Below are 13,135 nucleotides of genomic sequence, written 5' to 3' on the forward strand. Positions count from 1 at the left end.
GGCCCCGTCTCGGTCCGGCCCCTGCGGGCCGGAAGTTGTAGTACGAAGAGGCCGTATTTTGGTCTGTCCGCAAGGTCTGCGGCCTTCTTTCGGACCGCTTCTTCCTGCTTGTACTAGTTAATCGCGCCGGGCCGCCCAGAACACGAGTAGGGGGTACTCGACTTTCCGGTGCGCTGACTACGGGTTACGCGCTGCCGATACGCGTATTTGGGAGTTGACCACCTAGCTGCTCCCGAGAGCACTGGAAAACCCCGCCGGCGGGCCCCTGGGAGGTGGCGCGCCGGACGGGGTTTTCCCTTCGCAGGTGCCTTATTTTGGCAGGGCCGACGCCAGCTCGTCGCGGCTGCGGACGCCCAGTTTCACGTAGGTGCGGTACAGGTGGCCTTCCACGGTGCGAACCGAGACCATCAGGCGTTGCGCGATCTCCCGGTCGGTGAGGCCCTGGACGGCCAGTTCCACGATGTCCTGCTCGCGGCGGGTCAGATGCACAGCGGGCGCCGCGGCGATGAAGTGTCCCTCCCGGAACCGCTCGCCCAGCTCATGGTCGCATTTCTCCCGCAGTGCTATTGCCTGCCGGGACCGCCGCCGCTCACCGGACTCTTCCAGGAGCGTGCTCGCCCTGGCGTACGCCTCCCTGGCAAGGTTGACGAATCCGGCCGCTTCGAGGTTCGCGGCTGTGTCCATCAGCGCATCGGCGTCCGCGGTTACCCAGTCCCCGGCCAGAGTCAGCATGGCTGCCGCCCACCTGCCCTCGACATTCCCGGCGAGCGCCCTCACCAGGGGGATGACGGAGTGGTCGCCAAGGTCCCAGCAGATGGCCAGGAACTCAAGGTGCATCCCTTCCCGGACTGAGATTTCGGTGGTGGTGGCAAGGGTATGGATGGCTGCCAGGCCCTTACCGTCACGGGCCACGTACTCCGCAGCCGCGGCCGCGTAGGCCTTGGCCAGGAGCTCGTTGGCGGGTGCGCCAGGGGTTGAGTCCTTGTAATCCAGCTCCAGCCGCCTTGCCTGGGCGGCGTCGCCGAGCCTTGCCGCGACGTAGAAGCCCAGTGATGAGCCAAACCGGAACAGCTGGAGGGGATCGTTGAGCCTGAGTGCCTCGACGGCCGGCAGGAGCATCTGGTAGGCGCGCTCAATCCGGCCCTGCCGCAGCAGCGAGTAACCCCTGAGGAGCTGGAGGCCGCCCCCGAAGCATGCGGCTCCGGCGGCTTGCTCCAGAGCGTAATTGGCCATCTCCCGCTCGGCGGATTCCCATTCGCCCATGGCCAGGTAGTCCGTGACGAGGCGGCCCAGGACAAACTCGTTGAAAAAGTAAACACCGTCCCGAAGGGAGGGAAGTTCGGAGGCAGCCAGCAGCGCGGCATCCAGGCCCTGGATCCCGCGTCCCGCCGCCGACAGCGCATGGGAGGAGAGCGCCAGTCCGATGGCACGGAGGGCGTCATCCACCGGTTCCCCGGGGTTGCGGCTCCTGATGTCCTGGACGTCCGCCGCCAGGGACTTGTAGTCACCGGCCTCACCCAGTTCCAGGAGGCGAAGCATCTGGTCCTGCCAGGGCCTCGGCGCCTGCATTGCCGGGGAATCGCCGGACGTGCCGGATCCGGCATCGTCCGGGTCTGCAGGGGACCCGGAATGGTCGTGGAGGCGTCCGGACCGGCGCAGGAGCTCCCGGGATTCGGCGGCGATCGCGTCCATTGGCTGCCCCAGGGCCTGATGCGCCGCCGCACGCAGCAGCAGCACGTGGGCTGCCTCGACACTGTCTTCCAGCTCCAGCCAGCACCCGTCCAGGATCCCGGCCGCTTCGGAATAGTGGGCCTCGTTGAACAAAGCCCGTGCCTGGATGGCGCGGGCGTGGGGTGCGAGGATCGGATCCTTGACCCTTGCCGCCATCATCCGGGCGCTGGCGTTCCGGTATCCGGTGATGGCAGTTGCTGCTGCCTCGAGCAGTTCATCGTCAGCCACCCGCAGCCCACATTCAAGCGCCCATTCGGCCGCCCGCAGCCGGCCGTCCGCGCTTGAGGGTGGCGCCTCCTGCTGGGCCCGGAGCTTTTCAAGGAGCTGCAGGCTCCGTGAGACGGACACGTTTTTCCGCACGGCGTCACCGATGACGCCGTTCCACATCCTCAGCACGGCAGGGCTGCCGGAACCCTCCACCACCGTTTGCTGGTCCAGCAGGGAACGGACAAGTTCCGCCCCGCAGATATCCTCGATCACTTTGCGGCCCACGGGCTCGGCCAGGGCAACCAGCTTCAGGGCCTCCTGCTCCTCTGGCCGGCGCCTGAGGAGGTCCTTGGACACCACGGCCGTCAGTTTGGCGCCGTCGGAAGGAAGCGGGCCGAGCAGCATCCAGATGCCGTTCCGCTTGGCGAGGATCCCCTGCTCCGCGGCGTCGTGCAGCAGGGCATCCAGGATCCTGGGGTTACCCCCTGAGGCGCTCCAGATCGAGTCCACAGTCGCGGCAGGGACAGTGCCGTCCAGGACATGGGCAAGGACTTCTTCGATCTGCTCCCGATTAAGCGGCCGCAGGTCCACCCGGTCCGCGAGGCCGTCGTACCAGAGCTGGTCGAGCGGCTGCGGCAACCCGGGGCGGGGCCTGCCGGCCGCCACCACGCTCGCCCAGCCGGCCGAGATCATGTCCGCCACGATGCCTGCACTGGCATCATCAAGGTGATGGGCGTCGTCGACCACCAGCAGCAGCGGGGTGTCCTTGCCGTCCTTGAGCTTCTCGAAGTACGTCCACACGGACCTGAGGACGGCAACCGGGGAGACAGAGTCTTCCGCCGTCAGCTCCGCCGTGTACGGAGTCAGGACACCAAAGGGGACGCCCGCCAGCGATGAGCTGCCATGGATGCGCAGGACGATCATTTCCGGGGACAGTCGCTCGGTGATGGCTTCGGCCAGCGCTGACTTTCCGATGCCGGGACCGGCCATCAGGAAGACGGCCTGACTGGTCCGGCTGCGGATGATGTTGCAGATCCGGTCCAGCGGCTCGCGGCGTCCAGTGAGGAAGCGATAGGCCGAGCCGGGCCTTGGTGCGTGGCCGTTAGACGAGTCCAGTCAGATCACCCCTGGAAGTTACACCGAGTTTGGTGAAGACCTGGTACAGGTGGCCTTCTACGGTACGGACCGACACACCCATCTCAAGCGCGATGTCCCGGTTTGACGCTCCCCTGCCGGCCAGCCGTGCAATCTGCCGCTCCCTGCTGGTCAGCAGGGGGCTGCCGCTGCTTGGCACAATCGGAAGATTGGCGACAGTGGCAGCCAGTATATCCAGCCGCGCCTGCGCAGTCCTGGCCGACACGGAGTCACCGGCCTGGCGGGCATAGTCCACCGCAAGCGCCATGCACCGGGCTTCGACTGCGTCCAGTTCAAGGGTGGCCGCCAGCTCGCCGCCGGCGAGAAGCGTCTTGGCGTCCTTGGTCCTGCTGCCCACCGCGATCAGGCGGGCGATCTCCGCCAGCGGACCCTGCCGCTGCCCCGTCACCTGTTCCAGGAGCCTGAAGTCGGCTTCGGTGCCATTGACCGTGGCCCCCAGGAGGCTGATGCCGGCGACGGTAAACCGTCCCGCGTCGATGTTGCGGCGGGCGGAGTCCTTAAGCCGGGAGACGGCGTCGTTCTCTCCCAGCCACCGGCCGGCCATGTCGGCGCAGAATTCAATAATGGAGCCGGTCACGAAGTCGCAGGGGCCTGCGGAGCGCTGGACCTTCTCCAGGTACCTGCGGGACTGGCCGGCGTTCCCGATCTGGGCGTAGGCCAACGCGGTTGCGGCGTAGGCGGAACGGAGGGAGCTCTGCACGGGCCGGAGCTCCAGCTGGGCCGCGGCGGACAGCAGCGGGTCAAGGGCAGCCGCTCCCCGTCCGGAATAGACGTAGGCGATGCCCGCAGCCAGCTCGGTGGCGGCACTCCGGTACGGGAGCCGGTGCGCGTCCCGCGCCGCAGGCGGGTCCAGCAGGTCGATGCAGCGGCGCCACTGCCCGGCCGTCAGCAGGACGGCATAGGCACGGCTGGTGTATTCCTCGCGCAGGCCCACGATCTGGGCTGCATCCGAAATCTGTCCGCCGAGGGTCCTCATCAGGCTCAGGGCGTCCATTTCGCGTCCGGTGAGCGACAGCGCTGTCATGAGGATGATGGCAGCGTTCATCCTGAACGAGATGTCCGGGTTGCGGGCGGCGTTGGAGGCAGCTTCGAGGGCGGGGACCATTGACGCGAAGTCGCCCACGAAGGCTTTGTATTCAAATTCACTCAGGCTGATGCGGTTGGCGGCCACAGCCAGCGGTGCAGGCCAGTCTTTCGCCAGCTCCTGGCCTACGCCCAGCCGGGCCCTTGCCTCCTCCAGCATCCCCGGTACCCTGCCCGTAAGCTCCGGCAGCCACACCATGACCGTGGACTTGGCGGCTACCACCTTGGCGTATTCCTCGGCATCCAGGCTGTCCAGCTGCGGCCGGGTGATGTCATCGAGGGCGGCCATGGCCTGGATCGGCAGGTCCAGCAGGAGGTAAGCCGCGGCTTTTTGCCGCTGTCCAGGAACCCACTGGGGGTCGTTCCTGGTCAGCGCCTCGGCGTAGGTGAGGGCGGAATGCGGATCAAACAGCTGGACGGACGCTTCTGCAGCGGCCAGTGCCATGGCGGGGCTGAGTTCGGCCTCGCACTCACGCGTCCAGGCCGCGAAGGCCATCAGCTCTTCGACGGTCATGGAGGCAGGATCAGGTTCCTTGCCGTCCAGGAGCTGGGCGCGGAGCTCCCGGCGCCGGGCGATGCTCAGCCATGAGCGGACGACGTCGCCAAGGTACTTTTCCCGGAGCGAGACCCACCGGCTGTCCGAGCCGTCGATATCAAGCAGGCCCGCGTCCTCCATGTCGGCGACAATCCCGGCACCGAAGATCGATGTGAGGCGGGACAGTTCCACGCTGCGTGCGCAGGAAAGCATTTCGATGACGTCCCGGGTCTCGGGCGTTTTCCTCGCCCACCGGGAACGTACGATGTCATCCAGGCTCGCCGCGCCGTCGAGCACCACCTTGTCACGGAGGGTCCACACGGAATCCGAGAGCACGAGGTTTCCGGACAGCTGCTGCTCCGTCACCAGGGCCTTCAACAGCAGCGGATTGCCCCCCACCATGCTGTGGTAGATGCTGACCAGGGATGCGGAAACGCGGTGACCCAGCATGGTCAACAGCACCTGGCGGGTCTGCAGTTCGTTCAGGTTGTCCAGCCTGACTTCGGTCAGGCGGCGCTCGGTAAGCAGCCAATGGAAGTCGGCGGGCAGGTCGCTGCTCTTGGGCGCGACGGCGACGATCCTGGCAGTGCCTGTCAGGAGGACGTTCAGGAGGACACCGGCGCTCATGTCGTCAATGCTTCCGGCGGTATCCAGCGTAATCACGCACGGCCGGCCGGCGGCATCGCTCCTGATCAGGGACGTGATGCCCCGAAGGATGGCCGTGGGGGAACCCATATAAGCCTGGGGAAGCCGTGCCAGCAGGAAGGACAGGCAGCCGTAGGGGGTCTTCGAGGCCGGGTGCCCGCTGCGCAGCTGGAGGGCCCACACATCGGGGCCAAGTTCGGCGACGGCCGTCCGGGCCAAGGAGGACTTGCCCACGCCCCGGCCGCCGGTGATGATGACGCCCAGTGAATCCTTGCTGGTCAGGGCTGTGCGCACGGCTTCGAGGTTGGCACTCCTGGCAGGTACCGACCATCGCTGGTGCTCGGTCTGAACAGCCGTGTCCGTTTGCAACTCAACGTCGTTGAGCGTTGACCCACGTCCCCAGCTGAGTGGCTCGATTGACATGAACTTATCCCCTAGATCCCGCTCTAGCGGGGATAAAGCCCCATCGCTCCCCCGCTTAGGAAGAAGACTACCCCGTGGTGCTGACTACTAGACAGCAAACTGGGGATTAAGTTTTTTTTGCTACAGCGGGGACTTCGCCGGGTGGAACTTCTGCTGCGCCGCCGTCAGGCCTTCCCTGACCAGCAGGTCCACAGCATCTGCCGCTTCGTCCAGCAGGAAGGGCAGTTCTTTTCGCTCCGCCGTACCGAAGTCGCGGAGTACGTAATCGGCCGTGTCCATCCGGCCCGGCGGCCGTCCTACCCCCACGCGGACCCTGAGGTAGTCCTTGGTGGAGAGGGCCTTGGACATGTCGCGTAATCCGTTGTGGCCGCCTTCTCCACCGCCGGACTTCAATTTGACTGTATTAAAGGGAATGTCGATCTCGTCGTGCACGGCCACCACGTGGTCCGCTTCGATGCCGTAAAAGTTCGCCAAAGCGGCGACGGGGCCGCCGGAGACATTCATGTAGCTCATGGGCTTGGCCAGCACAACGCGGGGGCCACCGATCCCCAGGCGGCCTTCGAGCACCTGGGCACGGGCCTTGTGCGTCTTGAAGCTGCCGCCGATCCGGCCGGCCAGTTCGTCCAGGACCATCTGGCCTACATTGTGCCTGTTGCCTTTGTATTCGGTCCCGGGATTCCCGAGGCCAACGATCAGCCACGTGTCAGTCATGCGTCAATCCTAAAGTGGGAAAACGGCAGTGGCCGGATCCCCGCGGGGATCCGGCCACCCAAACTATGGTCCGAAGTTACTCGGCTGCAGCCTCGGAAGCTCCAGCGCCTTCGGAAGCTTCTTCGTCAGAGACCTCGGTGGCCTCGGAGATGTTGACAACCAGCGCGTCGGCGTCGGCCAGCAGGACGGCGCCCTTCGGCAGGACGAGGTCGGAAGCGTGGATGTGCTCGCCGGCGCTGCGGCCTTCGATGCTCACCTCGACGGCGGTGGGCAGGTGGGTTGCCTCGGCTTCGAGGGAGATGACGGTGAGTTCCTGGTTGAAGACGTTGCCCGGAGCAAGTTCGCCAACAACGTGGACCGGGATGTCAACCGTGACCTTCTCGCCCTTGCGGACCGTCAGCAGGTCGATGTGCTCGATGATCTGCTTGATGGGATCCTTCTGGACGTCCTTGACGAGTGCCAGGTGGCCTTCGCCGTTGATGTCCAGGGACAGCAGGGCGTTGGCGGTGCGGACTGCCAGGGTGGTGGCCTTGGCCGGCAGGGTGATGTGGATCGGCTCTGCGCCGTGGCCGTAAATGACGGCGGGGATCTGGCCGGCCATGCGGGCGCGGCGGGCAAAGCCCTTGCCGAATTCGGTGCGGACTTCTGCTGCGAGCTTCTGCTCAGACATGTGTTTCTCCTTGAAGACTAAACGGTGTTCAGCAAGGGCGGAGGTCTGTTGCGACCTTCAACGCCGGGCGGCCGGTGGGCGGCCCTTCAAGAAGGGAGGTTCAGACCCAGTCGATAACGGAGACCTGCACGCCGGTTTCCCGGGATGCTCTCCCTCGCCAAGGTTTCGTTGAATAGCTTACCAGCGTCGTAGCCGGTAACTGAAAACGGTGGCGGTAAAGCCTGCGGTTTCCGCAGGCCCTACCGCCACCGTTCAGGGGCAACAGCCGGGTATCAGGCGTTGCCGTCGAAGAGGCTGGTGACCGATCCGTCGTCGAATACTTCGCGGATGGCGCGTGCGATCAGGGGTGCGATGGACAGCACGGTCAGCTGCGGGAAGCGCTTGTCGGCGGGGATGGGCAGGGTGTCCGTGACAACTACTTCGCGGGCGCCCGACTCGGACAGCCTGCGGGCCGCCGGATCGGAGAACACGGCGTGCGTCGCCGCGATGATGACATCCTTGGCGCCGGCGTTCTTGAGCACCTGGACTGCACCGGAAATTGTTCCGCCGGTGTCGATCATGTCGTCGATCAGCACGCAGGTGCGGCCTTCGATCTGGCCCACGACGGTCTTGGAGACGGCCTGGTTAGGAACCGTCAGGTCGCGGCTCTTGTGCACGAACGCCAGCGGTGCGCCGCCGAGGCGTTCGGCCCACTGCTCGGCCACCCGGACACGGCCGGTGTCCGGGGACACCACGGTGATGTTGTCCGCGGCGACCCGGGTGCGGATGTAGTCGGCCAGCAGCGGGATGGCCATGAGGTGGTCCACGGGGCCGTCGAAGAAGCCCTGGATCTGCGAGGTGTGCAGGTCAACGCTCATGATGCGGTCGGCGCCGGCCGTCTTGTAGAGGTCGGCCACCAGGCGGGCGGAAATCGGCTCGCGGCCGCGGCCCTTCTTGTCCTGCCGGGAGTAGGGGTAGAAGGGCGAGACCACGGTGATTCGCTTGGCGGATGCCCGCTTCAGCGAATCGATCATGATCAGCTGTTCCATGAGGTGGTTGTTCAGCGGTGCCGGGTGCGCCTGGATGACGAAGGCGTCGGTGCCCCGGACGCTCTCGCCGGCGCGGACGTAGATTTCCCCGTTGGCGAAGTCGTATGCGTCGATGGGGAGCAGTTCTGTTCCCAGCTCCTTGGCGATCTCCCGGGCAAGCTCCGGGTGTGCCCGCCCGGCGGCAAGCACCAGCTTCTTCTCGCCGCGCGCCGTAATTTCGCTCATTATTGCTTGCCCTCTTCTGTAGGTGCCTGGGTACTTGAGGAATCTGCGGTGGCCGCCTGGGCCAGTTCGGCGGAGCGCGTGCCGGGCCGGTTGGCCAGGACCCAGCCTTCGGTGTTCCGTTGCGCGGCAAGTGACACTGCCAGCGCACCGGCCGGAACGTCCTTGCGGATCACGGCGCCGGCGCCGCTGTAGGCGCCGTCGCCCACGGTGACCGGGGCGACAAACACGGTGTTGGAACCTGTGCGGACGCCGGATCCGATGACGGTTCGGTGCTTCTTCTCGCCGTCGTAGTTGGCGGTGATGTTTCCGCACCCGATGTTGGTGTCCTCGCCGATTTCGGCGTCACCGGCGTATCCCAGGTGGGAGAGTTTGGAGCCGCGGCCGATCGTGACGTTCTTGGTTTCGTAAAACGCGCCGATCTTCCCGGTCTCGCCAAGGACGGTGCCGGGGCGGAGGTACGTGAAAGGCCCGACGGCGGCATCCGCGCCGATGACGGCACCCGAACCGTGGGTCCGGGTCACTTTCGCCCCCGCGCCGATGCGGACGTCGGTCAGTGTGGTGTCCGGGCCGACGACGGCGTCCCGGGCCACAGTGGTGTCGCCGTGCAGCTGCGTGTTGGGGAGGATCCGGACGTCCTCATCCAACGTGACCGTGGAATCGATCCAGGTGGTGGCCGGATCAACCACGGTGACACCCGCCCGCATCCAGGCTTCAACGGTCCGGCGGTTGAGTTCCGCCCCCAGCGCGGACAACTGGACACGGTCGTTGGCGCCCTCCACCTGCCAGCGGTCCTCGGTGACGACGGCGGCAACCCGGCCGCCCGCCTGCCGGGCCAGGCCCAGCACGTCGGTGAGGTACTTCTCACCCTGGGAGTTGTCGGTGGTGACGTGGACCAGCGCGTCACGCAGGACGGCGGCGTCGAAGGCGTAGATGCCGGAGTTAACTTCGCGGATGAGGCGCTCGGCGTCGGTGGCGTCCTTGTGTTCGCGGATGCCGGTGACGGTTCCGTCGTCCCCGCGGAGGATCCGGCCGTAGCCGGTGGCGTCCGCCAGCACGGCTGTCAGGACGGTCACTGCGTTGGCTTCACGCTCGTGGGTGGCTACGAGTTCGGCGAGCAGGGTGCCGGTCAGCAGCGGCACATCGCCATAGGTGACGACGACGGTCCCGGCCAGTTCCTGGTGTGCGTCCAGGGCCTGGAGCGCGACTTCCACGGCGCGGCCGGTGCCCGGGATCTCGTCCTGGTCAACGATGACGGCGTCGGGGTCCAGTTCCACCAGGTGTTTGGCCACAAGGTCACGTTCGTGCCGGACCACCAGGGCCAACTGCCGTGGGTGGATGCTGCGGGCCGCCAGCAGGGCGTGCCCCACCATGGAGAGGCCGCCGATTTCGTGAAGGATCTTGGGGGTACGGGATTTCATCCGGGTACCGGCGCCTGCTGCCAGAACTATGACGGCGGCTGGACCGGTAGTCTCGGGGATCACGTACGGGCTCTCCTTGCTTGTTGGCGCGGTGCTTGGGTGCGCCGTGCGCTGGGCGCGATGCCGGCCGGGCCAGCGGCCTGGTGCGGCACCGAGTTCATCCTACTGGACGGTCATCGCACAGCAGTTCCGCCCATAGGATTCGAACCTATACTCCACGGCTCCAAAGGCCGGGGTGCTGCCATTACACCAGGGCGGACCATGCCGCCGGCACAAGGCCCGGGCACAAGTATTTATTTTGCCATGGGTTCGGGGCCCGATGCGACATCAGCCGGAATCTGCCCGCATCAGGGGGCTTCCTGCCGGTAGGGCATGATGGAAATGTGAGCAACAACCCTCCCCGGACACGGATGACAGGCCTGCAGCGGCGCAGCCAGCTGATCGAGGTGGGCCGGGGCCTCTTCGCCATCCGCGGGCTCGACGGGACCACCATTGAGGAAATCGCCGCCTGCGCCGGCGTTTCCAAGCCGGTCATCTACGAGCACTTCGGTTCCAAGGAGGGCCTGTACACCCAGGTGGTGGACTTCGAGTTCCGCATCCTGCTTGACTCGATCAACACCGCCCTCACCGAAGAAGCCAAGCCGCGCATCCTGGTGGAGCGCGCCGCCCTGGCCCTGCTGACCTACATCGAGGACCGCACCGACGGCTTCCGCATCCTGATGCGGGACGCCCCGCCGTCGCAGCCGGAAGGCGCCTTTTCCACCCTGCTCTCCCACGTGACCGCCCGCGTGGAACACATCCTCTCCGACGAATTCGACCGCCGCGGCTTCAGCGCCGAGGACGGCGCCATGTACGCCCAGATGCTCGTGGGCATGGTGGCCATGACCGGCCAATGGTGGCAGGACAGCCGCCAACCCGACAAGCACACCGTAGCGGCGCACCTGGTAAACCTCGCCTGGAACGGCCTCACGGGCCTAAAAAAGGACCCGGAACTGACGAGCGAGGGGTAGTCCACGTCTACCGTCCATGTGGTCACCTTCGCAGCGCAGTGGCCCTTCGCCGTCGCTTAGACACGACGCAAATGGGTCCCTGCGGTCGCTGGGCGACCTCCGGAACCCGATGCGCCGCGATGCGCGACTACGCGAAGGCCCCCTGCCCCGCTATTGCCCAGCGTTCCGTTCGGCGCCCGCCAGCGCGACGTTCACCGCGGCACCTTGCTGACACGTCCATCGGGTGCGCCCTTTACGAGTACCCCTGCGGAACGTTCCGCGCGGGCTGCCTGCTGTTCACGGCCGGAAGGTAAGGTCCGCTCGCCGGAGGCGGTCCTTCCGAAAGGAGCGCATCGCGGCACATCGGAGCGCGGAGGTCGCCCAGCGACCGGAGCGCTCCCTATGTGCCGTGTCTAAGCGACGCGGAAGGGCCGGCTCCGGCACCCAAGGCGACCCGAAACCGGCCATAGCCGACCAAGAAGGCTACTCGCCGAGGACTTCCAGGGCTTCGAGCCATTCGAGTTCCAACGCTTCGCGTTCCCCGGCGAGGTCCTTGAGTTTTTTGTTCTGGTCGGCCAGCGCGTCGAAGTCGTTGTCGTTGGTACTTTTGACCATCTGGTCGTGGAGCTTCTTTTCCTGCTGTCCGAGTTTGCCCAGCTGGCGCTCGATGCGGTTCTTGGCCTTGCGGGCGTCGCGCTTTTCGGCTTCGGAAGCTCCGGACGCTGCGGGAGCGGAGCTGCCGCTCGGACCGGTGACGGGATTGCCGCCGCCGGTGATGGTGGAGCCGGCCAGGGCGGATTCGCGGAGTTCCAGGTACTGGTCCACCCCGCGCGGCAGGGCGCGGATCTTGCCGTCGCCCAGAAGCGCCATCTGGTGGTCGGTCACGCGCTCCAGCAGGTAGCGGTCGTGGCTGACTACAACGAGGGTTCCCGGCCAGCCGTCGAGGACATCCTCGACGGCTGCGAGGGTGTCGGTGTCGAGGTCGTTCGTGGGCTCGTCGAGCATCAGCACGTTCGGCTCCCCCACCAGCAGGCGCAGGAGTTGGAGGCGCCTGCGCTCACCGCCGGAAAGGTCCTTCACGGGGGTCCACTGCTTTTCGTTGGTGAAGCCAAGCTGCTCGACGAGCTGGCCGGCGGTGAACTCCTTGCCGCCGACATTGAAGGACCGCTTCTCGCGCTCGATCACTTCGATGACGCGGAGGTCCTTGACATCGTCGAGCTCTTTGACCTCCTGGGTCAGCACGGCGGTGACAACGGTCTTGCCGCGCTTGACCTTCCCGGAGCTGGGCTCTATCTCGCCGTTGAGGAGCTTCAGCAAGGTGGTCTTGCCGGCGCCGTTGACGCCTACCAGGCCCAGCCGCTCACCCGGTGCAAGCCGCAGCGTGATGTTGTCGAAGAGTTTCTGCCCTTCGTCACCGCCGAGGAAGTCCAGCGAGACGTGCTCAAGGTCCAGTACATCCTTGCCGAGGCGCGCCGTGGCCATCTTGCTCAATGCCGTCGAGTCGCGCGGCTCCGGGACGTCGGCGATCAGCGCGTTGGCTGCCTCGATCCGGAACTTGGGCTTGGCGGTGCGGGCAGGGGCGCCGCGGCGCAGCCATGCCAGCTCCTTCTTCACCAGCTGCTGGCGCTTGCTTTCCATCACGGTGGCGGAGCGGTCACGTTCGGCCCGGGCCAGGACGTATGCCGCATAGCCGCCGTCGAACGGGTCCATGATGCCGTCGTGGATTTCCCAGGTCTTGGTGCAGACTTCGTCGAGGAACCAGCGGTCGTGGGTGACCACAAGGAAGGCGCCCTGGTTGGCCCGCCAGCGGGTCTTCAGGTGCCGGGACAGCCACGCGACGCCTTCGACGTCGAGGTGGTTGGTGGGCTCGTCGAGCATGATGACGTCGTGGTCTTCGATGAGGAGCTTCGCAAGGGCAACGCGGCGCTTTTGCCCGCCGGAGAGGGCGTGGACGTTGGCGTGCCAGTCGACGTCGGACACCAGCCCGCCCATGACCTCGCGGATCTGCGGGTTCCGGGCCCATTCGTAGTCGGCCTGGTCCCCGACGATGGCGGCACCGACCGTGAGGTCGCCGTCGAGCACGTCGCTCTGGTCCAGGTAGCCGATGTTGACTTCGCTGCGCTTGGTCACCCGGCCGGAATCCGGGGTGGAGCGCATGGCCAGCAGCCGCATCAGTGTGGATTTGCCGTCACCGTTCCGGCCCACCATGCCGATCCGGTCGCCCTCTTCCAGTCCGAGGGTGATGCCGTCAAGGACGGTGCGCGTCGCGTACGAAACCGTGAGGTTTTCGCCGCCAAGAAGGTGTGCCAAGGGGA

General features: G+C 66.3%; 8 protein-coding genes and 1 tRNA gene. 1 reads left to right on the forward strand and 8 read right to left on the reverse strand.

The genetic code is table 11. The annotated features are described in order from the left end of the window. Window positions 1-309 precede the first annotated feature (309 nt). The 7 genes from J2X42_RS19185 to J2X42_RS19215 form a co-directional block, all read right to left on the reverse strand. Window positions 310-3,054: a LuxR C-terminal-related transcriptional regulator gene (locus J2X42_RS19185; RefSeq protein WP_396134120.1), complete on the reverse strand. Its 2,745-nt coding sequence runs from the start codon at window positions 3,052-3,054 to the stop codon at window positions 310-312. After that, window positions 3,041-5,779 (reverse strand): LuxR C-terminal-related transcriptional regulator, encoded by a 2,739-nt coding sequence (locus J2X42_RS19190; protein ID WP_310167479.1) that lies wholly within the window; start codon window positions 5,777-5,779, stop codon window positions 3,041-3,043. The genes J2X42_RS19185 and J2X42_RS19190 overlap by 14 nt, the downstream gene beginning before the upstream one ends. 120 nt (window positions 5,780-5,899) lie before the next feature. After that, entirely contained in the window at window positions 5,900-6,490 is a 591-nt protein-coding gene (gene pth, locus J2X42_RS19195) for an aminoacyl-tRNA hydrolase (RefSeq protein ID WP_310167480.1), read from the reverse strand. Window positions 6,491-6,566: 76 nt separating this feature from the next. Next, window positions 6,567-7,160: a 50S ribosomal protein L25/general stress protein Ctc gene (locus tag J2X42_RS19200; RefSeq protein ID WP_310167481.1), complete on the reverse strand. Its 594-nt coding sequence runs from the start codon at window positions 7,158-7,160 to the stop codon at window positions 6,567-6,569. Window positions 7,161-7,432: 272 nt separating this feature from the next. Next, window positions 7,433-8,413, reverse strand: a complete 981-nt coding sequence (locus J2X42_RS19205; RefSeq protein WP_131132642.1) for a ribose-phosphate diphosphokinase — start codon at window positions 8,411-8,413, stop codon at window positions 7,433-7,435. After that, window positions 8,413-9,894 carry a bifunctional UDP-N-acetylglucosamine diphosphorylase/glucosamine-1-phosphate N-acetyltransferase GlmU gene (gene glmU, locus J2X42_RS19210; protein WP_310167483.1) on the reverse strand — a complete coding sequence of 494 codons (1,482 nt, stop codon included), beginning with the start codon at window positions 9,892-9,894 and terminating at the stop codon, window positions 8,413-8,415. Before glmU ends, J2X42_RS19205 begins: the two co-directional genes overlap by 1 nt. Before the next feature lie 124 nt (window positions 9,895-10,018). Then, a tRNA-Gln gene (locus tag J2X42_RS19215) sits at window positions 10,019-10,090 on the reverse strand. Between the two features lie 124 nt (window positions 10,091-10,214). Here J2X42_RS19215 and J2X42_RS19220 point away from each other — a divergent pair. Next, complete coding sequence (locus J2X42_RS19220) at window positions 10,215-10,841, forward strand: TetR/AcrR family transcriptional regulator (protein WP_310167484.1); 627 nt, start codon at window positions 10,215-10,217, stop codon at window positions 10,839-10,841. 462 nt (window positions 10,842-11,303) lie between these two features. Here the strand turns inward: J2X42_RS19220 and J2X42_RS19225 are convergent, their stop codons facing one another. After that, window positions 11,304-13,130 carry an ABC-F family ATP-binding cassette domain-containing protein gene (locus J2X42_RS19225; RefSeq protein WP_310167485.1) on the reverse strand — a complete coding sequence of 609 codons (1,827 nt, stop codon included), beginning with the start codon at window positions 13,128-13,130 and terminating at the stop codon, window positions 11,304-11,306. Between the last annotated feature and the right edge of the window lie 5 nt (window positions 13,131-13,135).

The organism is Arthrobacter sp. BE255, assembly GCF_031457335.1.
Lineage (GTDB): Bacteria > Actinomycetota > Actinomycetes > Actinomycetales > Micrococcaceae > Arthrobacter.